Origin of the sequence: Vibrio albus, assembly GCF_003144035.1 — a bacterium.
GTDB classification, from domain to species: Bacteria; Pseudomonadota; Gammaproteobacteria; order Enterobacterales; family Vibrionaceae; genus Vibrio; species Vibrio albus.
Window position 1 is genome coordinate 411,683 of the sequence record NZ_QFWT01000001.1, and the last position, 25,243, is coordinate 436,925.

The 25,243-nt window shown below is 45.3% G+C and carries 20 protein-coding genes and 2 tRNA genes; 15 read left to right on the forward strand and 7 right to left on the reverse strand.

Translation table 11 applies throughout. The features are described 5' to 3' along the window. Window positions 1-91 precede the first annotated feature (91 nt). Both asd and yejK read right to left on the reverse strand, forming a co-directional pair. Entirely contained in the window at window positions 92-1,204 is a 1,113-nt protein-coding gene (gene asd / locus DI392_RS01770; protein WP_109318537.1) for an aspartate-semialdehyde dehydrogenase, read from the reverse strand. A 133-nt stretch (window positions 1,205-1,337) separates the two neighbouring features. Beyond that, window positions 1,338-2,342, reverse strand: a complete 1,005-nt coding sequence (yejK, locus tag DI392_RS01775; RefSeq protein ID WP_109318186.1) for a nucleoid-associated protein YejK — start codon at window positions 2,340-2,342, stop codon at window positions 1,338-1,340. 84 nt (window positions 2,343-2,426) lie between these two features. Between yejK and DI392_RS01780 the strand changes: the two genes are divergently transcribed. From DI392_RS01780 to DI392_RS01825, 10 genes are all read left to right on the forward strand, one after another. Beyond that, on the forward strand, window positions 2,427-2,654 hold the full coding sequence (locus DI392_RS01780) for a YejL family protein (RefSeq protein ID WP_109318187.1): 228 nt from the start codon (window positions 2,427-2,429) through the stop codon (window positions 2,652-2,654). Window positions 2,655-2,674: 20 nt separating this feature from the next. After that, the gene (locus DI392_RS01785) at window positions 2,675-4,471 is read left to right on the forward strand and encodes a DUF3413 domain-containing protein (RefSeq protein WP_109318188.1); all 1,797 of its coding nucleotides are present in this window, start codon (window positions 2,675-2,677) and stop codon (window positions 4,469-4,471) included. 19 nt (window positions 4,472-4,490) lie between these two features. Continuing rightward, window positions 4,491-4,567: transfer RNA gene (locus tag DI392_RS01790), tRNA-Pro, on the forward strand. 109 nt (window positions 4,568-4,676) lie between these two features. Continuing rightward, window positions 4,677-4,767, forward strand: a tRNA-Ser gene (locus DI392_RS01795). A 334-nt stretch (window positions 4,768-5,101) separates the two neighbouring features. Further along, window positions 5,102-5,638, forward strand: a complete 537-nt coding sequence (locus DI392_RS01800) for an RBBP9/YdeN family alpha/beta hydrolase (RefSeq protein WP_109318189.1) — start codon at window positions 5,102-5,104, stop codon at window positions 5,636-5,638. Window positions 5,639-5,859: 221 nt separating this feature from the next. Then, complete coding sequence (locus tag DI392_RS01805; RefSeq protein ID WP_109318190.1) at window positions 5,860-6,396, forward strand: PAS domain-containing protein; 537 nt, start codon at window positions 5,860-5,862, stop codon at window positions 6,394-6,396. An 11-nt stretch (window positions 6,397-6,407) separates the two neighbouring features. After that, the gene (locus tag DI392_RS01810; protein ID WP_109318191.1) at window positions 6,408-7,889 is read left to right on the forward strand and encodes a methyl-accepting chemotaxis protein; all 1,482 of its coding nucleotides are present in this window, start codon (window positions 6,408-6,410) and stop codon (window positions 7,887-7,889) included. Between the two features lie 233 nt (window positions 7,890-8,122). Further along, on the forward strand, window positions 8,123-9,673 hold the full coding sequence (locus tag DI392_RS01815) for an ArnT family glycosyltransferase (protein WP_109318192.1): 1,551 nt from the start codon (window positions 8,123-8,125) through the stop codon (window positions 9,671-9,673). 2 nt (window positions 9,674-9,675) lie between these two features. After that, window positions 9,676-10,476, forward strand: coding sequence for a phosphatase PAP2 family protein (locus DI392_RS01820; protein ID WP_109318193.1), 801 nt, complete (start codon window positions 9,676-9,678; stop codon window positions 10,474-10,476). A gap of 194 nt (window positions 10,477-10,670) precedes the next feature. After that, on the forward strand, window positions 10,671-11,348 hold the full coding sequence (locus DI392_RS01825; protein WP_109318194.1) for a hypothetical protein: 678 nt from the start codon (window positions 10,671-10,673) through the stop codon (window positions 11,346-11,348). 17 nt (window positions 11,349-11,365) lie between these two features. On the opposite strand, the gene DI392_RS01830 is transcribed toward DI392_RS01825, so the two are convergent. Further along, a complete protein-coding gene (locus DI392_RS01830; RefSeq protein WP_109318195.1) occupies window positions 11,366-11,608 on the reverse strand; it encodes a YecH family metal-binding protein in 243 nt (80 codons plus the stop codon). A 44-nt stretch (window positions 11,609-11,652) separates the two neighbouring features. Further along, a complete protein-coding gene (locus tag DI392_RS01835) occupies window positions 11,653-13,278 on the reverse strand; it encodes an EAL domain-containing protein (RefSeq protein ID WP_181388343.1) in 1,626 nt (541 codons plus the stop codon). 235 nt (window positions 13,279-13,513) lie between these two features. On the opposite strand from DI392_RS01835, the gene DI392_RS01840 reads away from it, so the two are divergent. Beyond that, window positions 13,514-15,487: an ATP-binding protein gene (locus tag DI392_RS01840; RefSeq protein ID WP_109318197.1), complete on the forward strand. Its 1,974-nt coding sequence runs from the start codon at window positions 13,514-13,516 to the stop codon at window positions 15,485-15,487. Between the two features lie 76 nt (window positions 15,488-15,563). On the opposite strand, the gene DI392_RS01845 is transcribed toward DI392_RS01840, so the two are convergent. Both DI392_RS01845 and DI392_RS01850 read right to left on the reverse strand, forming a co-directional pair. Then, on the reverse strand, window positions 15,564-17,105 hold the full coding sequence (locus DI392_RS01845) for a DUF3369 domain-containing protein (RefSeq protein ID WP_109318198.1): 1,542 nt from the start codon (window positions 17,103-17,105) through the stop codon (window positions 15,564-15,566). 197 nt (window positions 17,106-17,302) lie between these two features. Next, window positions 17,303-19,237, reverse strand: coding sequence for a DNA topoisomerase III (locus DI392_RS01850; protein WP_109318199.1), 1,935 nt, complete (start codon window positions 19,235-19,237; stop codon window positions 17,303-17,305). Window positions 19,238-19,435: 198 nt separating this feature from the next. Between DI392_RS01850 and sppA the strand changes: the two genes are divergently transcribed. From sppA to DI392_RS01865, 3 genes are all read left to right on the forward strand, one after another. Beyond that, complete coding sequence (gene sppA / locus DI392_RS01855) at window positions 19,436-21,286, forward strand: signal peptide peptidase SppA (RefSeq protein WP_109318200.1); 1,851 nt, start codon at window positions 19,436-19,438, stop codon at window positions 21,284-21,286. Window positions 21,287-21,464: 178 nt separating this feature from the next. Next, window positions 21,465-22,478: an asparaginase gene (gene ansA / locus DI392_RS01860; protein ID WP_109318201.1), complete on the forward strand. Its 1,014-nt coding sequence runs from the start codon at window positions 21,465-21,467 to the stop codon at window positions 22,476-22,478. Window positions 22,479-22,580: 102 nt separating this feature from the next. Further along, window positions 22,581-23,402, forward strand: coding sequence for a DUF2989 domain-containing protein (locus tag DI392_RS01865; protein ID WP_109318202.1), 822 nt, complete (start codon window positions 22,581-22,583; stop codon window positions 23,400-23,402). Window positions 23,403-23,492: 90 nt separating this feature from the next. Here DI392_RS01865 and msrB read toward each other — a convergent pair whose 3' ends face one another. Next, window positions 23,493-23,918 (reverse strand): peptide-methionine (R)-S-oxide reductase MsrB, encoded by a 426-nt coding sequence (gene msrB / locus DI392_RS01870; protein ID WP_109318203.1) that lies wholly within the window; start codon window positions 23,916-23,918, stop codon window positions 23,493-23,495. A 329-nt stretch (window positions 23,919-24,247) separates the two neighbouring features. Between msrB and gap the strand changes: the two genes are divergently transcribed. Continuing rightward, window positions 24,248-25,243, forward strand: a complete 996-nt coding sequence (gap, locus tag DI392_RS01875) for a type I glyceraldehyde-3-phosphate dehydrogenase (RefSeq protein WP_109318204.1) — start codon at window positions 24,248-24,250, stop codon at window positions 25,241-25,243.

The window sequence follows — 25,243 nt, forward strand, 5'->3', positions numbered from 1 at the left end:
GAGCCAGAAGAGAAATGAGACTAAATTCTTACTGATATGTTATTCCCGCCTGAATAGCGGGAATAACATCAATCGTATGGGGTGAAGCCGTTTACTTCTCGTTGAGAAGGATTCTCAGGGTACGGCGCAGAGGCTCCGCTGCCCCCCAAAGAAGCTGGTCACCCACGGTAAACGCATTCAGGAAGTCGTCGCCCATGGCCAGTTTACGCAGACGACCAACCGGAACAGAAAGCGTACCCGTCACTTTCGCCGGGCTAAGTTCCTGAGCCGTGATATCACGCTCATTAGGGATAACTTTTACCCAGTCGTTATGGGACGCGATGATATCTTCGATCTCGTCCATCGGTACATTCTGTTTCAGCTTAATAGTCAATGCCTGAGAGTGACAACGCATCGCACCGATACGGACACAAGTACCATCGATAGCAATCGGGTTATCTTGCAGACCCAGAATCTTGTTGGTTTCAGCGATCGCTTTCCACTCTTCTTTACTCTGGCCATTATCGCGCTTCACATCGATCCATGGGATCAGAGAGCCAGCCAGAGGTGCGCCAAACTGATCTGTCGGGAACGCTGAAGAACGGATAGTCTCTGCCACCTTACGGTCAATATCCAGAATAGAGCTGGACGGATCAGCCAGTTCTGAGCTTACCGAATCGTTGATAACGCCCATTTGAGAAATAAGCTCACGCATATTCTTCGCACCAGCACCTGAAGCGGCCTGATAAGTCATCGCACTCATCCACTCAATCAGGCCTTTCTCATAAAGGCCACCTAAGCCCATCAGCATAAGGCTGACTGTGCAGTTACCGCCAACAAACGTTTTGGTACCGGAATGGATACCTTCCTGAATTTGTGCCAGGTTGACGGGATCCAGAGTAATGATCGCGTCATCTTTCATACGTAGCGTTGAAGCTGCGTCTATCCAGTAACCTTTCCAGCCGGCCTGACGCAGTGCAGGGTATACTTTTTCTGTATAACCGCCGCCCTGACAAGTAATAATAGCGTCAAGCTGCTTCAGGCTTTCAATGTCAAATGCGTCTTGAAGAAGGCCAGCATCTTTACCAAGGTTAGGAGCAGGAATGCCAACCTGAGATGTACTGTAAAAAACAGGCTCGATATGATCGAAATCTTTTTCTTCCACCATACGTTGCATAAGTACAGAACCAACCATACCTCGCCAACCAACTAAACCGACTCTCATCATTTGATACACTCCGTGTGAAAATTAGAATTAAACCTGCTCATCTTGAATGATTTATCCATCGAAAAACAAGTATTTTTTTGGGATATTACCTAAAAAACTGATTAACTGTCTGTTTTCCTATCTTTATCTATCAGGAATTCTGACGAGTTAACTGATCTCTAAGGTTCGGGGGCGTCCCCTTAATGGTTAAGGTATCCGTTTCCGGGTCATAAAACACCCTTTCCCCTAACAACATACTGTCAAAATTAATGCTCAGGCCACCACCGGCACCGACATATTTAGCCAGCTTTCTGACTGTCGTCCTGTCTGCGGGAAAACTTTCTTCCAGCTCGTAACCACGCTCTTTGGTATAATCCAAAAAACTGGATCCATCTTCGCTTGACGGTAATTCGGCAGACAGCTCACTGACTTCTACTTCATCATTCGACTTTAGCTGCTCATTACAATAGTCAAATACCTGTTTACGATACTGATTCGTCTCTTCTTTATCCAGTTTCGAATCCGAACAAAAATCTTCCACCGCCTGGACCAGCACTAAGTTTTGCTGCTTAGTATCCATACCGACTTCAGCCTGAAGAAAATCAATAAAAAAGTCCGCCACTTTCCGTCCGACCCGGCCCTTAATGTAAGCCAGATAGCGATTTGACTCCGGCTCACTCCCATAGACGGAAAGATCGATTCGGGCGGCGATATCCATTTTACTGATATCCAGATAATCTGTTGCACTGATATCCAGACCCTCGGTTACTTTCAGACTCTCGTTTGAAGGCAATAAAGCAATAAACAAATAATCCGTAGCCAGAGACTGATATTCAGCCAACACTAATGTCCCGTCATCGGCAAAAGGGTATTTAGCCAGTTCAGTTTTTAGCCTTTCAGCACAGTTTTGTGAGAAATCATAAAAATTTTGTTCTCCCCGGCGAAGATCTTGCAACCAGTTCTTAAAATCACTGTCAGACTGAAAAGAACCAAATCCCTTGCCAGCTTTAGCATTGAATACACGGTGCAGCTCAGCAACGAGATTTTCAGTGGAGATATTGTGTGGAAGTGCTGCTGAACGGTAATTTACCGTTAGCTCATCCTGATCGTTTTTCGTCAATTGATGTAAAATGACGTTGGAAAGAGTAAGACCCATAGCGAATAAATTCTTGTTCAGGTTTCAGTTATGAAAGATTGTAGGTTATCATAAGCCGCTTTCACTATCATTATTAGAGTCTTTATGCCAGTTACATCAAAATACAGCAACGAACAGATAGAGCTTATCCTTGCAGAAATTACTGCCGTGCTAGATAAGAACAACGCGAATGCCGAGCTTTCACTTATGATTGCAGGCAACATTGCAACAAATATCATCAATGGAAATGTACCAGCATCTCAGCGTAAAGGAATCGCAGAAAAGTTTGCTCATGCACTATTGTCTTCTATTGAAGACAGTAAGACTCACTAGTCAGCCAAGATAGAATATAAATGGTAAGCAGCGGAAATTCATATCGTGAGCGCGTTTCGCGTTTAGTTGGTTGGGGGCATTGGTTTGCCTTCTTCAACATTATTGCAGCAATGCTGATCAGCACCAAATACATTTCAGAGTCTCCATGGCCCGAAACTCTGCTCGGGCAAACCTATCTGATTCTGTCCTGGGCTGGTCATTTTGGGTTCCTCGTATTTGCCCTGTATATACTGGTATTATTTCCGCTGACATTTGTTCTCCCCTTCAAGCAGCTATTCAGAATAGTTGCGATATGCTTTGCCACTGTCGGCCTTACCGCTCTGTTGTTAGATACCCAGACTTACCCTCAGGTATATCAGCACTTGAACCCGGTTACCTGGGAGCTTTTGCTGAATAGGGAGCAAAGTGAAATCGCAACTGATTTACAGCAGTTATTTATCGTTCTGCCGATCATATTTATGCTTCAGCTAGCCTTAGCGGAATGGATCTGGCGGAAACAAAGGCGACTCTCCCATAAACATATCGGCCGCCCTATCGCTGCCGTGTTTTTTCTATGCTTTATCAGCAGCCACCTGATATACATATGGGCTGATGCCTATTTTTACCAGCCGGTTACCAGTCAGAAGTCTAATTTTCCGTTGTCATACCCCATGACAGCAAAAACCTTTATGGAAAAGCACGGCCTGCTTGACAGGGAAGAGTACTTAAAGCGCAGACAAATCAAAGAGAATACCGTTGATCTGGTAAACTACCCAATTGAACCACTTACGTTCAGCAGCCGTGGTAAAAAATACAATGTACTGGTTGTTCTGGTTGATAACCTGAGAGCCGATGCACTGACCAGCAACACCATGCCGGCAACCCGCCAGTTTGCCAGCCGCAACCAGAATTACATCAACCACTACAGTGCCAGTAACGATAACTACGGTGTATTTGGCCTGTTTTACGGTATCCCTAACAGCTATGCCGACAGCATTAAATCACAGGGAACATCCCCGCTCCTGCTGACAGAGCTGGAAGACAAGGGGTACCATTTTGGCTTGTTCAGCGGCAATAATTTTAGTGATGACCTATACTACGAGACTATTTTCAGCTCACCAGAGGTCACGCAGCAAGACACGCATAATGCCAGTGATGCTAAAGCAATCGAAGATTGGTCAACCTGGATAGAAGCTAAACCTGGCTCTCCATGGTTTAGTTTTATTGAACTAACAACCATGAACCACTTTGACGACTATAGCAGCAACACGGCTGAACCTGCCGATGAACAACTTAAATCTGCATACTCAGAGGCTGCTCAGTCTGTTGATAAAAAAGTGAGCCAGATACTCGATACATTAAACAATCAGGACATCATGGACAATACGATTGTGATTATCACATCCAACCATGGTACTGAGTTTAATGACTCGAATAACGGGCGCTGGGGCTCTAATACCAATTACAGCCGCTATCAACTCCAGGTGCCTTTTGTTATGCACTGGCCGGATAAAGAACCGAAAGAGTACGTCATAAAATCAAGCCACTTCGATATGTCGGTGACCCTGTTACAAGATTTGCTGGGTGTTTCTAATCCGCCGAATGAATTCAGTAGCGGTATCAATCTGTTTGAGCTATCTGAAAGGCCGTGGATCCTTGCAGGCGATGCCCGGGAAATGGCACTGATAACGGATGAAAGCACCACTGTCGTGGATAAGTTTGGTAACTATAAAGAGTACGACACCAACTATCAGCGCAAAAAATACGCAAGCCCTAAATTATCGGTATTATTGCAGGGTCTTGCCGAACTTAAACGTTTCTATAATCGAGAACATTAGGTTATAATAGAAGCACTTACGGTCTGTAGCGCAGTTTGGTAGCGCACTGCTCTGGGGGAGCAGTGGTCGCTGGTTCGAATCCAGTCAGACCGACCATTATTCAGAATAAATGTGTTTTCACCCCTTAAGTGCGCATTTATTCATCAAACGGTTAATTTAGGGCTTTACAACAAAATAATACCCCTATATTATCTGCACCAATTACGGAGAGATGGCTGAGTGGTTGAAAGCACCGGTCTTGAAAACCGGCATACGTTAATAGCGTATCTAGGGTTCAAATCCCTATCTCTCCGCCAAACATAAGCCCTTGATTTTTCAAGGGCTTTTTTCGTTTTTACAGGCATTGCAAATCACCGACTCGTGACAGAGAGGTGAGACGATGTATCCTCTAAAATCACAAAACAGCATCGAATTCTCTTACCTGTACTTTTCCGCCCTTGCGAAGTGCGGTCTTAATATCTTATCCATTTCACTCGGTAAGCTATAATTTCTGTTGAAAGTAAGCATAATGACTTTATGATAGACGCGGATGGATCCAAACTGAGGCTTACTGATTTCTATCGGGAAGCGCTCAGAAAAAACTCTTCAGCTCATTAGAAGAATTACAAAAAGCAACTCAGAGGAGAGAGTATGCGCCTACTTTTTTTAGCCGGAATAGGAAACTCGGGAGCCGGACACTGGCAACGCGAATGGTTCTTAGAATCAGACAATGCAAGCTGGGTTGAGCATACCGACTGGGATAACCCTGTCATGGAAGAGTGGCTGGCTGATCTGGAAGCAGCCTTAGATAATATTGACGGCCCCGTCACTGTGATCGCACATAGCATGGGCTGTCTTCTGTTTACTGAATGGTTACGACGCTGCGAACACCGCAAAGTAGCCGCGGCCTTGTTAGTGGCTTTCCCCGATGTGTTCAGCCCGGTGTTTCCGCCTCAAGCGCATAATTTCAGTAACCTGAAAACAAAACAGGCCTGCTGCCCCGCTATCGTGATTACCAGCGACAATGATCCCTACGGCTCCGCGGAGCATGCCGCTAAGCAGGCTGAGGCATTGCAGGCCACCATATATAATATCGGTCCGGTCGGACACATTAACGCCAACTCCGGACTCGGAAACTGGCCAGAAGGTAAAGCATATCTTACAACGCTAATCGACAGCGTCTCTTAATCAACGGGTTTGTAAGCCCGACCACTCTGTCTCTTCCACCAGCCCGCCAGACAAACAGCGGGCTTTCTATATCCGTTACCCTGGCAGAAAGGCCTTGGTAAACCTGCCCTAAATATTAAACGAATCACATTTCCATGCCACGGTCCACTCCTGCGCAGCCAGAAACAGAATCCACTGCTATCCTTTAATTCTGTTTGATGTTTTTGTACAAGGGCATAAATATGATTCAAGTTGCTTCATCTCCGATAGAGCAAACTTTCTCCTCAGATGAACTGATCGTCAGTAAAACGGATCTAAAAGGTCATATTACCTATGCAAACCGTACCTTTATGCGGATCTGCAATTTTTCCGAAAAGCAATTACTGGGTCAGCCACACAATATCATTCGTCACCCGGACATGCCCCGTGGCGTTTACTACGCTATGTGGAAAAGCCTTAAATTAAAACAGGAGTTTTTTGGCTTTGTAAAAAACATTACGGCAGACGGTCACTACTACTGGGTATTCGCTAATATCACCCCCGATTACGTTGACGACAAAGTCATTGGATTCTACTCCGTCCGTCGCCAGGCTCCTAAAGCGGCAGTGGAGCAGATAACGCAACATTATCAGCAGATGCTACAACTTGAACGCTCTCTGCCAGAAAATCAGGCCCCTAAATCATCGTGGGAATGGCTGACCTCACAAATCCAGTCCCGGCACCACATGGGCTATGAGGAGTTTGTTCTAAATTTATATCTGTCTAATATGCTTAAGTGAGGTGTTCAGGTATGCAAAAAACCAATCAGATAAGTAAAAATATTCCGTTTCTGAGACAGAAGTTTCTGATTACCTGTATCGTCTTCGTCACGCTCACTCTGGTCATTGCCCTCCATTCGGTAATCACAGAAGGTGTTGGCATACTTAATATTATCAGTCCAATTCTGGCGATTTGCTTCGCGGCTTATGCCTACCTTGATTACAAACGCCCCCTCGCAGCACTGGACACGATTCGCGATACACTTGAAGCGGCCTGTAAAGGCAATACCCATATCCGCATCACCAATACCAAGGGGCTGGGAGAGATAGGGTATGTGGCATGGGCCCTCAACGATTTCCTTGATATTGTCGAAAGCAACTTTAAAGAGCTGGGAAACAGCTTCGAACGGGCCAGCCAACGTCAGTTTCACCGTAAAGTTCTGGTAGGGGGCATGCCTGGGGAGTTCGGTAAAATGATGACTCGCGTAAACCATGCTTTTGATGCCATGGAAGATGCCGATAAGTTTGCTCGTCAAAACCGGCTGCTTAGTGAATTACATCACCTGAATACATCTAACCTGATGGGTAATCTGAGCAAGAATGAACAGGAGTTAAGCACACTGTCGACCAATATGGACAATGTTCTGAATATTGCCAGCCAGACCCGTGATGGTGCACTGGAAAGCAGGGAAAATGTGGCCGAACTCAGTACCGCATTATCTGATGCCAATCAGCGGATGGAAAAAATGGAATCCGTTGCCACACAGCTGGAAGAGGAAAGTGTCAAAATCGGCGATACCATCAAGTTAATCACCGATATCGCAGAGCAGACCAATTTACTGGCATTAAATGCAGCCATAGAAGCCGCCCGGGCCGGGGATGTCGGCCGCGGTTTTGCCGTCGTAGCCGACGAAGTGCGGAGTCTGGCCGATCGCACCCGTACGTCAACATCTGAAATTGATGAAATAGTGACGAACCTATGTAGCCATATCAGTGAGATGGTGTCGCAAACTCTGACCGTCAGCAAGGAAACCAATCGCATCAGTCAGGAAATGAACCTTTTCCATGAAAACTTTGATAGCGTGGCTACCGCCTCACAACAGACGATTGAGCTCATGAATCAGGCAAAAGACCGCTCTTTCTCTGCTTTACTCAAATTGGATCATATCATCTACATGCAGAATGCCTATATTGCACTGGATCACAACGGTGAGGGGGAAGCGGCACAAGTAGCCTGTGGCGATCATACCCACTGCCGCCTAGGTCAGTGGTACTGCAATGGAGAAGGCCAGCAAGCGTTTGGCCATGTCCCCTCTTTTCAGAGACTGGATAGTTATCATCACGACGTGCACTCGAATATTTATAAAGCCATTCAGTTATCAAAAGAAGATTGGATTAGCCACGACTCAATACTCAATGAACTCATCAGTTACGTTTCGGCCTCTGAAGAAGCCAGTAAGAATATGGTTGATCAGTTGAACCTGATGATGGAACAAAAAAATGCTCATCGCTAAACAGTGCTCATCATTGAGTCAGGTATCCATGCCTGACTCAATGAACCGTATTCTTCTACAGGGCCTCTTTTACCCTATAAAACTTAACAATACGGCTTATCTAAGATTCTTCCGCTCGCATAGTAAACAATTCTCATTAATTTAGTGTATTAAATATTTTATAATGGTGAGTTTGTGTTTTATTATGTTACGTTCTGTTTCTGCCTGGTGAACGAGTACAGAGGAATTCAACCGTGCACGACAATTCGCATAAGCTTTATCCCTACTTTCTATTGGTTTTCACGGTATTTATTACCTTTTTTCTCGGGCTCGACCATTTTCCGCTGTTTGATCTGGATGAAGGTGCGTTTTCATCTGCTACGATGGATATGCAACTCAGGGGCGACTGGGTGACACCTTATCTGAATGGTAACCTCAGAGGGGATAAGCCCATATTTATCTATTGGTGCCAGCTCATCAGTATTAAACTGTTTGGTTTAAATGAATGGGGGTTACGCTTCCCGTCAGCAATGGCAGCCAGTATCTGGATTGTCGCGATATACAAATTTGCCAAAGACTATATCTGTACCAACAGTAAGACCATTGCACTGATCGGTGCTTTTTCCCTGTTTTCTATGGTGATCGGCAGAGCCGCTACAGCGGATGCTCTGCTAAACCTGTTCATCACTTTAACTTGTTTATCAATCTGGCGTTACCTTGACTCCCCATCGAAAAAAAGATCTTATCTGACTTATTTATGGATGGGGTTGGGTTTTTTAACCAAAGGGCCTGTTGCGGTTGCCATTCCGTTTCTTCTGCTGACGCTGTTTTGCATCAAAAGCAAACAATTTGATAAATGGAAAAAAGCCATATTTTTCTTTCCGGGCTGGGGAGTCTTTATTGCTATCGCCTTGCCATGGTATATCGCTATTACCATCACTCAGGGCTGGGATTTCCTGCAATCCTTCATTCTTGATCATAATCTGGGCCGCTTCAGCAATACCATGGAAAGCCATGGTGGCAGCCCGTTTTTCTACCTGCCGGTTCTGTTGTTTATATGCCTGCCTTTCAGCGGTGTATTACTTCGTAGTTTATTTAAGATAAATATCCACTGGCAAAAGCCGGTAAACCAGTTTATGTACATCTGGTTCATCATTGTGTTTGTTATTTTTTCCTTCTCTCAGACTCAGCTTCCGCACTATCTGATGTACGGTATTCCACCTCTTTGGTTTTTAATGGGACAAAACCTGGAGGACAGCAAACAACACCGTACCCTGCTGATCCCTGTGGTTATTTTTGCAGTTATCTTATTGATCCTGCCAATGGCTCTGGCGTTCTCAACCGTCAAGCCAGGCAGTGATAATGAGTTTGTTTTTGCTTTGCTCAGCCAGCACTTTAACTGGGCCTATTACCTGTCGGTACTGGCGGTGTTCCCAGTTGTGGGGGCTCTATGGTATTTTCGCGATCGCCTGGCGTTAACGCTCAGAATTTTTGTTCTCGGGCTTAGCTCCGCTTTCTTAGTCTTATATGTGGTAGTGCCTATTATCGCAGATGCCCAACAAGCACCGGTAAAAGAAGCCGCCTTAATCGCTAAAAAAGCCAATAAAGATGTGAGTATGATTGGCGTTAATATGCCGTCGTTTTCCGTCTATCTGGGCAAACCTACCCCAAGCAAAATCCCGGAAGCTAATGACTGGATCTTTACGCGCACCAGCCGTTTACATAATTTTGCAGATTATAAAGTGATCTATCAGCGCGGAAATGTATCATTAATAGAAATTCAACCTGTATCAGAGGAAAACTGACCTTGCACGCCCAAGAATTTGACAAGAAAAAAGTATGGTTTCTGCTTCAAACAGCAGGAATGATTGCTTTATTTAAACTGGATCACTGGCTATTTCTAACGTTAAATGGACTATTTTCCAAGTTACCTGATACGTTATGGAGCTTTCTGACTATATTGGGTGATGGTGCAATTATATTTGCCGTTTTCCCTTTTGTGTTTCGCCGTCATCACAAGTTACTGCTGCAGGGACTGTTTTTGACCGTTATCGCTCTGATAACCATTCAGGGCCTGAAAGGGTTGTTTGACTTTCCCCGGCCGCCGGGTGTATTAAACCCTGAAGATTTTCACCTGATTGGTGAAGCAAATAAACAGCACTCTTTTCCATCAGGTCACAGCGCAACTGCGGTAGCGGCCGCTGTCCTCTGGTGCTCTGCCCTGGCAGAAAAATGGCACAAATGGTTACTTGGTGTTGCGGCGCTGGTTTGTCTTTCAAGGATTGCTGTAGGCGTCCACTGGCCAACAGACATTTTAGCCGGTGCCGCCAGCGGAATAGTTATCGGCTGGTTCGCCCTTGCGGTAAGCAAGAACTGGAGCCTGAGCGACAACTTTTATTGTAAATTGGTTATGTTAATCATGCTGTTGGTTAACGCGGCTTTACTATTTAACTTTAACCACGGCTATCTGCTGGTTGCGAATATCACTTATCTGATAGCTGCACTATCCCTGCTTGCAAGTGTGTTTCAGTTGATTGCTCTGTTTGCTGAACGGTTTCAGTGGCAGCGCGTCCAGCGCGTGACCAATAACGTCCCTTTTATTAGTTAATCTGAAATAGCCTTACCTGTTATACCGGTAAGGCTAGTTCTCATTTCCTGTCTGAAAACACGCCTTCTATGATCATTCGTCAAATTTATTGATCATGCTCTCTCATCGATAACCATATATGTATACACTTCTAAGTAAGATAGTATGATTTTTACCTTTCTGTACCGGCTTTTTCAGGCCCGAGGGAACTGCTTTTGAAATTCTTTAAATTTTTAATCTTTGGGATGGCGCTTGTCATTGCGATACTGATCGCCGTACTTGGTGTAGATACCGAGAATAGTAATATTATCGAAACCCCGCCTTCGTCCACTGAGTCTGCGACTACAGACAATCAGCCTCAGGAAAGTGGCAAAGATTCCGCTCAGGAGGGAGGGGTGAATGTAGAAGTTCCCGTTCTCTCAGAAAAAGAACGAGCAGCGCTACCTCCGTTTATTCAGGCCATGCCGTTGAAGCCAACCGTTGATGATCACAATGGCAACTGGTTTCGTGATGATCTTGAACTCTATATTGCTTATAAATTTCCATATTCACCTAAGTCACGAGCAGCGTTCATTCAGGTAGCTAAAATAATGGAACGGATGGGCACCGACGCTGGTCAAACGGGAACATCAAGACAAATCACCTTATGGAGAGACGAACAACTTGCTCTAAAGTGCTTTTATGACTCTGGATTCAATGATGATGATTTAGCGGAATTAAAGAACCTTGTCTTTAATAGTGAGCATATGCGCGACGGTTACCATACGGTCGTCGAAAAAAGAGCTGACATTCCGCAGCGTCTCGCAGACAGCATAGTGATACCTGAGGACGGGTGTGACCCGATAATCTGGGAAAATGAAGTCGCGCTTCAGGAATGGTCTCCTGCCCGCTGACTTCACTGTAATGTTAATTAATGGTCACAACGGCTGTTGGCGGCCATGGTTAAACCATTTTCTGATTCAATAAACTTACCTTTATTGAGCAATAAATCGATCAGCCCTTCAGCAGACAGTTCTTTCTCAGAACATGTATGAAATGCCGCATCTTCCCCAAAAGTAATAGCCATTTCTTTCAGGAACTCTACTTTGTTAAACACCTTATCGGACTCTGACAGCAGATCCATCACCTTATGACCATGAACGGAACGACTCATATAAACTCCCCTTATAAATTGTGGTTATCCTCCCAAATCATACCTTATATTAACAAGTTTGACCCTACCTCTTTAGGGGAGCTTAATTCTTTCCGGTTTATATCCCGACCGCCAGCTTTTAGTCGTATCAGAAAGTCCTCCGCAGGAAGAGGTTTAGAAAAATAAAAACCCTGGATATAGATAAAGCCCAGTGAATCCAGTATGTTCAGTTGCTCGGTTTCTTCAACCCCTTCAACGATAACATTAATATTCAGATCTTCGGCCAGCCTATACATCGACTTGAGTACCGGAACCAGGTTGGATTCTTGGTATAAGTTTTTCACAAAAACTTTGTCTATTTTAAGGAAGTCAAAATCGCACTGACGAATAAAGTGCAGCCCGGAATAGCCGGTACCAAAATCATCAACAGCGAAACGGAGACCAAGCTTGGTCATTATCATAACTTTCTCCCTCAGGAGAATAAGTTCTTTTTCAGTAAAATCATTATCTTCTGTTATTTCAAAGACAATTCTATTTGCCAGATCAGGTCGGCTCCGGAACGCCGCTACCACCTTGTCAATAAAAGATGCTTTGAGAATCACTGACCGGCTGATATTGACACTGATGTATTTATCTTGAAACAACTCAACATGCTCATCCAAAAAGATGCATGCCTGATCAATCACATAATGGGTAACCTCTTCTATCAGCCCCACCTTCTCTGCCAGCGGGATAAAAATACCCGGAGAAATCATTCCCTGTATCGGGTCATTCCAGCGCAGCAGAGCTTCGCATCCGACAATCCGCCCTTCTCTGTGCTCAACGATAGGCTGGTAATACAGTTCAAGATGCTTGCACTGAAGGGCCCCTTCAAGAGACATAGGTAAAGCATGGCTGGAAAGCTTTTTATTTTTTTGTAGCACGAGAAAAACATTGACCAGCGCAGCGACCATGACCGCTATCCAGCTTTTAGAGAGAAAATAATAGAATAAGTAAGACTTCTGCTTATACACTTCAACTTCAAGGGGGTACTTTCTGGAATGGCTGACAGACAGCCGATCTTGCTTATCTAACTCGATGCTTGTCAGGCTCCGCGTGATCACTCTCACGGTATAATTCAGGTGACTGTTTATAAATAAATCATCCACAAGAGAGATGACATACCGGGGGGGAACAAGAATACTGAGGCCATTCTCTTCTTGATTATTTTTATACATCAACACAATGCTTTGCTCTTTCGACAGCCTAGTCTTTGTATATGACAACGTTTGTTGAAAAGGGCTGCGGTTAATTCTGTCCAACATTGTCTGATAAAGGTAAAAAGACGTTTTCCCGGTATTGCTGGTGCAGAAAATCCTGCCATCACGATCAAAAACGCCAATTTCCTTAACCCTGTCCGACTGAAACACCCCTTTCCGCAACGGGACCAGTAACCTCTCACAATCGGTGTGCTGGTACTCACTTGCAAGGAGGTAATCTGAGTCTTCTTTGATCTGGTCAAAATACTTTTCGATTGTCGTTAATGCCAGCAGAGTGTGTGTCTGAGCATGCTGACTGGCAAAAGGAATACAGATAAGAAAAGTCAATCCAACTATGAGGAGGCAAGCCAGGATAAGCTGTGTGCCTGTATGCTTAAATAGCTGGGGTAGATAGGGCCTGAGCTTACGCCCACGATAAGAAACAGGATTCATAAACCTTCTCGAAACAACCACCAAAAGGAACGCCATACGCTAATTTCTACTATATACATCATTGTATTTATTAACAATGTGCCAAAGGAATGAATGTCAACGCAGATACCATTTTCAGAAATTTTTTTACCGGAATACCTATTTTTCATTAGACTTACAGTATCGTACCAATTCAGTGCCTTAGGCTGGGTAATAGAGCTATACTAAACTTTAGTACGACCAAATCAGGATTAGAATGAGCAGAAACAAACGATTCGAAGACAGTGATATCAGCCCCTTATATAGTCGCATAGGCAGACGAATCATCATTATTATGGTGCTAGTAAGTAGTGTGGTTACATTAACTGCAACTTTTCTTCAGCTGTCCTGGGACTATAACAGAGAGTACAACGCGGTTGAAAAGCGTCATTCTGAAATAGAAACTATCCATATGCCGCTGCTGGCATCTTCCCTATGGAATTTTGACCTTGCCATGCTTCAACAAAGGCTCGATGGCCTGATCAACCTGCCGAGAGTAAATTATCTGGAAATTAGTACCCTGCATGAAAAATTTGCTTCAGGGAAAAAGCTGGACAACCATGTTATATCGCATGAGTACCCTATTTACTACTACTCGATAGAAGGTACGGATCCAGAGTTTCTCGGCACCTTGTATGTCGAATCGGATGCTCAGGAAATCTATAACTATCTTATTAATCAGTTTCTGACCACTTTAATTATCAACGGCATCAAAACTGCCATTGTTTGCTACCTGATTCTCCTTGTCGTACACCGCAATATAAACAAACGACTGTTTGGGGTTGCTCAATACTTAAGAAAATACAACCCTCGCCACCCGAGTGAACCTCTGGCCTTGCCTTACCACCCTTATATTATGGCAAAAGAGGATGAGCTGGTCTGGCTGGCTGATGAAACAAACCGTATCACTTCTCGCTTAACGACGCTCTATCAGAACATTCGCTACGAGCAAGCCAGATTCACCGACTTCGCCAACGTCTCATCAGACTGGCTTTGGGAAGTCGATAATGAAGGTGTTCTGGTGTATGCCTCCGTTGAAATGCAGAGTGGCATTGGCGTCAATACACTCAACCGTCCAAAGTTTGCAGAAATACCGACTTTCAGGCAGGCCGACAAGCTTCTGGAAAAACTGAAATACCAGAAAAGCTTTAATTTCTGCCAGGAGCAGTTAACCATTAACGGTGATACCCGCTACCTCCTTTTCCAGGCCATTGCCAATTATGAAAAAGGACATTTCCTTGGTTATCGGGGAACAGCCATTGATATCACCGTATTGAAGCAGGCATTAATCGACCTTGAAAACCTTAATAACAGCCTGGAGCGTAAAGTTGCTGAACGAACGAAAGATCTGAAAGCCAGCATGGATGAGCTAAAAGACACTCAGGCTCAACTTATTGAATCGGAAAAACTGGCGGCTCTGGGAGGCTTGGTTGCCGGTGTCGCTCATGAGGTCAATACCCCGCTTGGAATCTCGGTTACGGCAACCTCTGTAATCAATGATATAAAAAATGAGCTCAATAGTGCATTTGAACAACAAACCTTAACCAGTACTCAATTCTCAGAGCTGATGCAGAGAATGAACGACAGTACCACGATGCTGGAAGGCAACCTCAACCGCGCGGCTAAACTGATAAGGGACTTTAAGCAGACAGCAGTAGATCAGGTATCAGAAAGCAGAAGCGAATTTACTATCTACCAGGTTATACAAGCGCTTATTGCCAGCGTTCATCCGGAAACCCGAAAAGTGCCTGTTGAACCAAAAATCTACGGTGACAGGACATTAGTGATGAATAGTCTGCCGGGAGTCCTGACTCAGGTCATCTCGAATTTAATCCTCAACAGTGTAAACCATGCGTTTGCTGATCAGCCCGAACCTGCCATCGAAATTCTGTTTAAAGAAGATGGTGATAATATTGTCTTTGAATATACAGATAATGGTTCAGGCGTTGAATCATCCCTGCACCAGAAAATATTCGAACCGTTCTTTACCAGCAAAAGAGGCAAAGGGGGCTCTGGGCTTGGACTGAACCTAGTATTTAACCTTGTGCATCAAAAACTGAAAGGTACACTTCACTTTAACTCTGAACCAGGAAGTGGTGTTCGGTTTACCTTTACGATACCAAAAGAGCTGCCGATGACGGTTTCGGAAACCGATGACACATCAGACGGATCTCAACAGCAACCAGTCTAGGCGACAGAAAGCCATCAGACCCGTATAAACAGGCCTGATGGTATACATAATTATTTAGAGAAAAACACAGTGGTCCTCAATCGGGATGAAGTTCTCTTATCAGCAAAAAGTCCTCCCAGTGACTGACCATCAGATCCACCAGCCTGGGCTCAAAGTGCAACCCTTTCTGAGCCACAATTTCCAGCTTAATCTCATCAGTTCCCCAAGCATCTTTATAGCAACGTTTGGAACCAAGCGCATCAAATACATCAGCTAATGCGGTTATACGTCCGACAATAGGTATTTCTTCCCCTTTCAGCCCTTTCGGATAGCCAGTCCCATTCCACTTTTCATGGTGCGTAGCAGCAATTTCTTTTGCGACAGTAATCAGCCTTCTTTTCGAGCGACTCAGAATATCCACGCCATACTCAACATGGCGCTTCATTTCTTCCCATTCATCCGCATCCAGTTTACCCGGCTTGTGCAGAACCATATCCGATACCGCAACCTTACCGACATCATGCAGGGGAGACGCGTGCTTGATCAAATTGACCTCTTTTTCAGACAAACCGTAAAGCTCTGCCAGTTTCTCACTGACAAGCGACACCCGCTGGACATGAGCCCCAGTCTCTCTGCTGCGGGCTTCCACCGCATTGGCCAGGTTATACACCAGTTCTTTCGACGTGTCCGTCAAATCGACCAACAAATTGATATTCTCGAAAGTCAGCCCGATATTTTGCATGTAGATTTCAAGCAGCTGCTTATCCAGTTCACCAAGCTCATGATCAAGATTGATATAAAGAATGCTGCTGACCGCATGCTCATCACACATATAAAAAACATAAGCATCCGGATAACTTTTCGTCTCACGTGAGTTCAAAGCCTCGACACAACGTTGGGCGACGATTTCTGGTAATAATTCAAATGAGCAGGTAGGGTAAAAATCAATATATTCCCCTGTGGCCGCTAAAGTCAGTGCCCGCGACTCTTCTCCGGTAGGGTCTGGCTGAACAATGCAATAGAAAGCGGACGCTCTCAGCTTCAGCAAAGAGGTAAGCTGGCTGAGAACAGTGGCTGCGTAATTTTTGAGAGTGGTGGTATTCTGTACATTAGCAGACGCCTTAATGACTTTGCTCAACCCTTCTTTCTGTTCTTCAATCAGGCATAAATCACGGTAAGCCCTAAGCATGGAATAAAGCAACGTTCTCAGTTTTTGTGTGGTTAGTTCGGTTTTTTCCTTGTAATCATCGATTTCATACTCTTTGATCACCACATCTTCCGGAGCCTGACCTGCCTGCCCGGTACGAAGTACCAGCCGAATCATGCGATTATGGCATTCTGAACGAATATAGCGAACCAAATCCAGCCCGGCGTGCTCTGTTTCCATCACCACATCAACCAGCGCCACGGCGATATCGTCGTGTTTATTCAGTACTTCTCGTGCCATAGCACCTGAATAAGCGGAAATCAGGCTCAATCCACGCTCCTGAAAGGTAAAACCGCTTAACGCCAGCCTGGTAACCTGGTGCATCTGCTCATCATCGTCCACCAGTAATACCTTCCATGGCTGTAGCTGGTCTTCTTCACTACCTAAAGGTGCATCATGTTTTTGTTCCCGATGGTCAGCAAACAATTCCATCACCCATCCCCTCAAACCGCCTTTATTAGCATTCTATTATATTTAATAAAATGCTATTTTTTAGTTAAATTCAAGTATATCTCTGCTCGTGCATTAGTGAAGTATGCAAAATGAGATCTCTCAATAAGAATAGCAATAAATTCACTTTTTATATGAAAATATGCTTTGGAGATAGGGCGTGTTTTCTACCTGATGGACTACCTCTTTTTGATATACCGGCGTCGTTTGCTTTTCCCTTTTGCAGCAGGCTTTTCTCCTTTCGGGAGTTTTCTCAGGGAGTCTGGAACGGGCTCTTTACGAATCACATCAATAATTCCGCTTATTTTCTGCTCCAGCGCGTCCATGAACGGATGATAAGCCTGATTTTTTTCCGCGATATCCTGTAACTGATGCTCCCAATGAGCCGTCATGTCCGGGTAGGTCGACTCAGCGGGCAATGCATGGATCAACGCCCTGCCCGCTTCTGAGCTTAAAATGCTTTTCCCCTGCCTCTGTAACAACTGCCGTTTAAACAAGGTATCCAGAATGCCGGCCCGGGTAGCCTCCGTTCCTAACCCATCGGTCTCTCTGAGTATTTTTTTCAGCCCCCGGTCTTCCACAAACCGGGCTATTCCTGTCATTGCCTGGAGTAATGTCGCTTCAGTAAAGTGCCGGGGTGGCTCCGTTTTTCGGTCTTTGATCTCACCTTCCCGGCAGGTTAATACGACACCTTTTTCCAATGGCGGCACAGTATCAACACTATCATCCTCATCATTCACTTTCCCCAACAGGCACTTCCAGCCCTTATCGACCAGTTGACGCCCTTTGGCAACAAAACAGCCACCGGCGATATCAAACACCAGCTTAGCCTCAGCATAGACAGCCGATGGATAAAACTGCATCAGGTACTGCCTGGCTATCTGCTGATAAATTTTCAGCTCACCGCCGGATAACGCCGTTAAAGGCATCTGTTTGGGAGTAGGGATAATGGCGTGGTGGGCATCGACTTTTTTATCATTCCAGGCTTTGGATTTTAGTGATAAGTTCGCACCTGTGGCAGCCGCTTCTAACGTTTTGTCGTTACCACGAATAGCCATAAGAACAGAAGCGGCTTGCACATAATGTTCTTCGGGCAGATACCGGCAATCCGAACGGGGATAAGTTATCAGTTTATGCTTTTCATACAGCATCTGACAGATGGTTAGCACTTCCTGCGCACTCATGCCATAGCGCTTTGCCGCGTCTATCTGCAGGGCAGATAATGAATAAGGCAGTGGTGGAGCCTGTTTCGTCCGTTTTTGCTCGGACTCAGTCACTAACGCATCCTGTCCGGCAATTCTTCCGGCCACATTTTCAACCAGTTTGCGGTTTAAAACCCTCCCCTCTTCGTCCTGCCAGGGGCGGCAAGCTTCGCTCGGCTTCCATTTGGCCCGGATATCGAACCCCTTACCATCGGCCTGATAAGGGATCAGCGCGTGCAAAGTGAAATAGTCTTTAGGCAAAAAGTGTTCTATCTCTTCATCACGACGAACCACCAGCCCCAGAACCGGTGTCTGCACTCTGCCGACTGACAACACACCACCATATCCGGCTTTCTGTCCCAGTAAGGTGTAGGCTCTGGACATATTCATCCCGTACAACCAATCGGCTCGGGAGCGGGCCAGTGCGGAAACAGAAAGCGGGATGAACTCGCGATTATGCCGCATCTGCTTAAGCGCTCTTTTCACGGCCGGCAGGTTTAAGTCGCTGATCAATAGCCGCTGGGTCGTCGCTTTCTTTGCCTGACTGACTTTAAGATGGTCAATCACTTCATCGACAAGCAGTTGTCCCTCCCGATCCGGGTCACCAGCATGAATAATCTGATCGGCCTGTCTGAGTAGTTTTCGGATAACCGTCAGCTGTTTACCCGCACTTCTACGAGGTTTTAACTGCCATTGTTCAGGAACAATCGGCAGATCTGCCATATTCCATTTTTTGTATTTTTCATCGTAGGCATCCGGCTCTACCTGCTCCAATAGGTGGCCGATACACCAGGTCACTACATCACCACTGCCACAACGGATAAAGCCCTGATCACGTTTTTTCGGGCCGGGTAGCGCATCGGCTATCGCCCGGCCAAGGCTAGGTTTTTCAGCAATGAAGAGTCGCGACATGTCATTCTCTGCTCAGATAATAAAACGTCCTATTATTCGAGACCCGAATTCTGAAATCAAGAAAAACTGGATATTTATACAGCAAATGGGGGTTCTAAAGGAATCTTAATTGTTTTTAATGGTCATAATCACGTAGGATATCCGTAACGTTATCTTGGTGCCGGCCTTCTCTGAAAAGGCATCCAGTAAGAGGAAAACATGAAAAAAATATTTCGCTTTATAGGCTTTATTTTCAAAGGGATATGGAAAACGATCAATTTCCTTCGTCTCGCCGTTATCAACCTGTTCTTTATACTGATCATCGCTCTTATTTACTTTGGTTATACCCAGACAGAAGCACCTCAACCACGCATCACAAAAGCTTCAGCGTTGATGTTGAACTTATCAGGCCCTATTGTTGAGCAAAGAAGCTATATTGATCCGGTAGAATCGTTAACCGGCTCGGTATTTGATCAGGATCTTCCTAAGGAAAATGTACTTTTTGATATCGTCGACAGCCTTCGGTATGCCCAAAGTGATGACAAAGTCTCTGGCCTGATTCTTAACCTGCAGGGCCTTCCTGAAACCAGCCTGACCAAGTTACGTTACATAGCGAAAGCCATCAATGAGTTTAAAGCCTCCGGCAAGCCCGTTTATGCCATAGGCGGTTATTACACCCAGAGCCAATATTATCTGGCCAGCTACGCTGATAAGATCTACATGGCTCCGGATGGTGGTGTTATGTTACAAGGATACGGAGCTTACACTCTGTACTATAAAAACCTGCTGAAAAAACTGGATGTCACCACGCACGTGTTCCGGGTAGGTACCTATAAATCGGCTATCGAACCGTTTATCCGCAACGGTATGTCTGCAGCAGCAAAAGAATCCGCTTCCGCCTGGTTAACACAGTTATGGGGAGCCTATGTCGATGATGTTGCCAAAAACCGTAATATTTCCCCAGCCACTATCACACCGTCCATGGATACATTTATCCGTCAGCTGAAAAGTGTTGATGGCAATATGTCTGCATTAGTCAAACAACAGGGACTCGTTGATGAGCTTGTAACACGGCAGGAATTCCGTTCCGCAATGGCTGAAGCCTTCGGTTCCGAAGGAAGAGACAGTTACCGAACCATCAGTTATTACGACTATCTGCCAACGATTAAACCCAAAATTCATACCAGTAGTAACGATATTGCTGTGATTGTCGCCAGCGGTACCATCCGTGATGGTGAACAGCCGCGGGGCACCATTGGTGGTGATACTCTGGCAAATTTATTACGGCAAGCGAAAAATGATGATCACGTAAAAGCAGTCGTGCTCAGATTAGACACACCGGGGGGCAGCTCTTTCGCCTCAGAAGTTATCCGCAATGAAATTACCGCTCTGAAGGCCAGCGGCAAGCCCGTTGTTGTCTCGATGTCAAGCCTGACCGCATCAGGAGGATACTGGATCTCGGCAGGCGCAGACACGATCATCGCCCAGCCCACAACCCTGACCGGGTCCATTGGTATATTCGGTGTTATTACTACGGTTGAAAAAGGGCTCGAAAATCTGGGTATTCACAGTGACGGTATCGGGACAACACCGTTTGCCGGACTGGGGCTGACAAGAGGAATAACCGACAAAGCCGGACAGGCGATTCAGCTTAATATTGAGCATGGCTACAACCGCTTTATTAATCTGGTCAGCCAGGGGCGTAAAATGTCCCCTGAAGCCGTCGATAAAATTGCTCAGGGGCGGGTCTGGACGGGTTATGACGCAATGCGGCTGGGACTGGTTGATCAAATGGGGGATTTTGATGATGCGATTACCCAGGCAGCAAAACTGGCAAACCTTGAGACATACAACGTACAATGGGTTGAAGAACCACTCTCGGCCTCTGAGCAGCTTATGCTGGAGTTAGCTGATCACCTGAAGGCCTCTCTTGGTTTTGATCTCCAGGCTCTGCTGCCGGAATCATTGCACCCTGTCAGTCAGCAACTGAAACAAGGGGCCGATCTTATGGCTGATTTCAATGACCCTAAAGGTATGTATGCCCTCTGTCTGACCTGCGATGTGAATTAAATTCCGGCTAAGACCGAAAGCACAGAATAAAACAGGCGCACATCCGCCTGTTTTATTTTTTATAAGCTCGTATAATCAGCGTGACCCGATAAAGTCACTATTGATTGAAGACTAAAGTCGTGAATTATTGAAAACCAGCGTAGCAAACACATCGTTATAACCGGATAAATCTAAGACCATGCCAAGAAAACATATCTACATCGCATACACAGGCGGCACAATCGGAATGCAAAAGTCAGACAACGGCTATGTTCCTGTTGCCGGATTTATGGAAAAACAACTGGCCGGTATGCCTGAATTCCATCGCCCGGAAATGCCCACTTACACGATCCATGAGTATGAGCCTCTGATTGACTCATCTGATATGTCTCCGGCTGACTGGCAACAAATTGCTGATGATATTAAGGCAAACTACGACAACTATGACGGTTTTGTTATTCTGCATGGTACCGACACAATGGCATACACCGCCTCCGCACTCTCTTTTATGCTGGAAAACCTGGGTAAACCCGTTATCGTTACCGGATCGCAAATTCCACTCGCGGAGCTGCGCTCTGACGGGCAAGCCAACCTGCTGAACTCGCTGCACATCGCGGCAAACTACCCTATCAATGAAGTGACTTTGTTTTTTAATAACCAGTTAATGCGCGGCAACCGGAGTACAAAGTCACATGCAGACGGTTTTAATGCCTTTACATCACCAAACCTCCCCCCTTTGCTGGAGGCTGGCATTAATATCCAGATAAGCAGTAATGTTGTCGTGGGTAAGCTTCCCGAAGGGAAATTCAAAGTACATAATATTATCCCCCAGCCTATCGGCGTAATCACTATGTATCCGGGGATCTCTCATGAAGTTATCCGCAATACACTGAGACAACCCGTGAATGCCATGATCCTGCTGACATTCGGTGTTGGCAATGCTCCGCAGAACCCCGAGCTTCTGGCCCACCTTAAAGAAGCCTCTGAACGAGGGGTCATTGTGGTGAACCTTACCCAATGTCTGGCAGGCAAAGTTAATATGGGGGGTTACGCGACAGGCTGTGCACTGGCTGATGCGGGCGTGATTAGCGGGTTTGACATGACACCAGAGGCCGCTCTGGCGAAATTGCACTTTCTTCTGAGCCAGAACCTGAGTTATGAAGAAATAAAAACAAAGATGCAACAAGTCCTGAGAGATGAGATGAGCCTCTAAGAATTACTTTTCCGCAAACTCCGGTCGCCATATATACTGACTAAATCAGGTTGCTAACCTTTATAACTTTTGAGCTAGCTAAAAAAATTTGAGCAGGACACGATGATCAATTTGAAAGCTTTTTCTGTAGTCGGTATTTCTCTGACCCTTATTACCGGTTGTTTTGAGGGTCGGGTTAATACCAAAAAATTGTGTGCAGAAACACCTCAGCTTAGATGTGAAAAGCTCAATATGAATGACGGACAGTGCCGGATTCCAAGAACGGATCTGATCTGGCATCGAAATGAGACGCTGAAGAATCCGTCTATCGACAATAAAATCACTGAGTTTCATTTCGTTGATGAGTACCAAAAATGTCTGGAACTCGCAGCTCAGATAGAACCCACCAAACCCGGAAATAAGAAACAGAACCGCTTTAATGCTCTGATGCATAGTTATGACGAGCAGGAGAAATTACTGAATGAGATAGGTCAGTCAGATAGGCCTGAAGCACTCTATTTTATGTGGACTCAGGGAGACAAACGCGCCAAGATCCAGTTTTTGAATCTGGAGGGTAGCGGTAAATTGCAAACGGCAGAACTTCAGTATGCTCTTGCCACATACTATACAGCAATGGACAAAGAGAAAACGCTGAGACTGCTGGAGAATGCCCTTGTCCTGACTAAAAAAGGCCAGTTGAATACCTCTGTCATTGAATCACTCGCTAGTGTTAATCAGGCCTTGGGAAACAACAAACACGCGTATATCTGGGTGTTAGTGGCCAAAGAGCTGGAGCTGGCAGCAATCACTTCCGAACGAAATCTGGCGGTACTGTACCCTTTCAGCGACGAAGAGACACAGAAAATGCAGGCGATTGCCTCCCGAATTACCGATGCCATTGAAGACGGGCACTACCAGAATAGCCTGCTGCCTGATTATAAATAAGCTCAGTAAGTGCGGGACACATTCTGACACTAAATAACAAAACTGTAATTCCACAACAAAAAAGCGGTTTTTATGCCGCTTTTTTCTTCTCTATTCATCCTCAGCAGGATGAAATACCAATGAGACCGAGTTTACGCAATAGCGCTCTCCCGTCGTCGGCGGCCCATCAGGAAAAACATGTCCCAGATGGCTGTCACACCTGGCACAGCGAATTTCAATCCGCTTCATGCCGTGACTGTTATCTTCTAAGTACCGTATAGCCGAGTCATTAATGGGTGCATCGAAGCTTGGCCAGCCGCAGCCAGAGTCAAATTTTTGCTCTGAACGGAACAGCGGTGCCTGACAGCAGGTACATACATATTCACCTGTCTCACGGTTATGTAGCAGGGTTCCGGAAAACGGCAACTCAGTTCCGCCCTCACGACAAATATAATATTCGTTATCGGTCAGAAGCTTATGCCACTCTTCATTGGTTTTTTTTACCTTTCCCGGCTGCTTTTGTTCTCTCTCACTCATAAGTATCCTTATTGTTATAGTCTTCTTTATTTAATAATCATGCTACATACACTACTTAAAAGCTTGCATCTTGCTGAGGTTGTAGCACATACTTTCAATCCTAACGGTCTTTTGTGGGATAAAAAAGACCCAAGTTGGCTAGTAACGAGCAGTCCAAAGTAAATAAAGCGCAAAATTTAATCACTCGCTTTGAAATGTTAAAAAAATGACGTAGTTTTTTTTGACTTTAAACAAGTTAAGTCCGATTATCTGTTGCAGACTTTTACTGGGATCTGTAATTTTACTACCAGTTTTTCTTTCATCAGATATTAAGTTGTGGAGCAACTATAATGACTATCAAAGTAGGTATTAACGGTTTTGGCCGTATCGGTCGTTTCGTATTTCGTGCATCAGTAGAGCGTGAAGATATCCAAGTAGTAGGTATCAACGACCTGATCGACGTAGATTACATGGCATACATGCTGAAGTATGACTCAACTCACGGTCGTTTCAACGGTACTGTTGAAGTAAAAGACGGTAACCTAATCGTTAACGGTAACACTGTACGTGTAACTGCAGAGCGTAACCCAGCGGACCTTAAGTGGGACGAAATCGGCGTTGACGTTGTAGCTGAAGCAACTGGTATCTTCCTAACAGACGAAACTGCACGTCAGCACATCACTGCTGGTGCTAAGAAAGTTGTTCTGACTGGTCCTTCTAAAGACGCAACTCCAATGTTCGTTAACGGCGTAAACTTCGACACTTACGCTGGTCAAGACATCGTTTCTAACGCTTCTTGTACTACTAACTGCCTGGCTCCTATCGCTAAAGTTCTTAACGACAACTTCGGTATCGAGTCTGGTCTTATGACTACTGTTCACGCAACTACTGCTACTCAGAAAACTGTTGACGGTCCTTCAGCTAAAGACTGGCGCGGTGGTCGTGGTGCTTCTCAGAACATCATCCCATCTTCAACTGGTGCTGCTAAAGCTGTAGGCGTTGTACTTCCTGAAGTAAAAGGTCTTCTGACTGGTATGGCTTTCCGTGTACCAACTGCTAACGTTTCTGTAGTTGACCTGACTGTTAACCTGAAAACAGCTGCTTCTTACGAAGCTATCTGTGCAGCTATGAAAGCTGCTTCTGAAGGTGACATGGCTGGCGTTCTGGGCTACACAGAAGACGCAGTAGTATCTCAAGACTTCATCGGTGAAACTTGCACTTCTGTATTCGATGCAGCTGCTGGTATCGCTCTGACTGACAAATTCGTTAAAGTTGTATCTTGGTACGACAACGAAATCGGTTACTCAAACAAAGTTCTTGACCTAATCGCTCACATCTCTAAGTAA

What these genes read in the sequence shown, in the direction of transcription:
- DI392_RS01830 (WP_109318195.1), bottom strand. Translation starts at nt 11,608, where the DNA reads ATGAGTCGTTCCGTTCATGGTCATAAGGTGATGGATCTGCTGTCAGAG.
- DI392_RS01780 (WP_109318187.1), top strand. Translation starts at nt 2,427, where the DNA reads ATGCCAGTTACATCAAAATACAGCAACGAACAGATAGAGCTTATCCTT.
- DI392_RS01845 (WP_109318198.1), bottom strand. Translation starts at nt 17,105, where the DNA reads ATGGAATTGTTTGCTGACCATCGGGAACAAAAACATGATGCACCTTTA.
- msrB (WP_109318203.1), bottom strand. Translation starts at nt 23,918, where the DNA reads ATGAGTGAGAGAGAACAAAAGCAGCCGGGAAAGGTAAAAAAAACCAAT.
- DI392_RS01840 (WP_109318197.1), top strand. Translation starts at nt 13,514, where the DNA reads ATGAGCAGAAACAAACGATTCGAAGACAGTGATATCAGCCCCTTATAT.
- DI392_RS01865 (WP_109318202.1), top strand. Translation starts at nt 22,581, where the DNA reads ATGATCAATTTGAAAGCTTTTTCTGTAGTCGGTATTTCTCTGACCCTT.
- DI392_RS01810 (WP_109318191.1), top strand. Translation starts at nt 6,408, where the DNA reads ATGCAAAAAACCAATCAGATAAGTAAAAATATTCCGTTTCTGAGACAG.
- DI392_RS01800 (WP_109318189.1), top strand. Translation starts at nt 5,102, where the DNA reads ATGCGCCTACTTTTTTTAGCCGGAATAGGAAACTCGGGAGCCGGACAC.
- DI392_RS01850 (WP_109318199.1), bottom strand. Translation starts at nt 19,237, where the DNA reads ATGTCGCGACTCTTCATTGCTGAAAAACCTAGCCTTGGCCGGGCGATA.
- yejK (WP_109318186.1), bottom strand. Translation starts at nt 2,342, where the DNA reads ATGGGTCTTACTCTTTCCAACGTCATTTTACATCAATTGACGAAAAAC.
- gap (WP_109318204.1), top strand. Translation starts at nt 24,248, where the DNA reads ATGACTATCAAAGTAGGTATTAACGGTTTTGGCCGTATCGGTCGTTTC.
- ansA (WP_109318201.1), top strand. Translation starts at nt 21,465, where the DNA reads ATGCCAAGAAAACATATCTACATCGCATACACAGGCGGCACAATCGGA.
- asd (WP_109318537.1), bottom strand. Translation starts at nt 1,204, where the DNA reads ATGAGAGTCGGTTTAGTTGGTTGGCGAGGTATGGTTGGTTCTGTACTT.
- DI392_RS01805 (WP_109318190.1), top strand. Translation starts at nt 5,860, where the DNA reads ATGATTCAAGTTGCTTCATCTCCGATAGAGCAAACTTTCTCCTCAGAT.
- DI392_RS01835 (WP_181388343.1), bottom strand. Translation starts at nt 13,278, where the DNA reads ATGAATCCTGTTTCTTATCGTGGGCGTAAGCTCAGGCCCTATCTACCC.
- sppA (WP_109318200.1), top strand. Translation starts at nt 19,436, where the DNA reads ATGAAAAAAATATTTCGCTTTATAGGCTTTATTTTCAAAGGGATATGG.
- DI392_RS01785 (WP_109318188.1), top strand. Translation starts at nt 2,675, where the DNA reads ATGGTAAGCAGCGGAAATTCATATCGTGAGCGCGTTTCGCGTTTAGTT.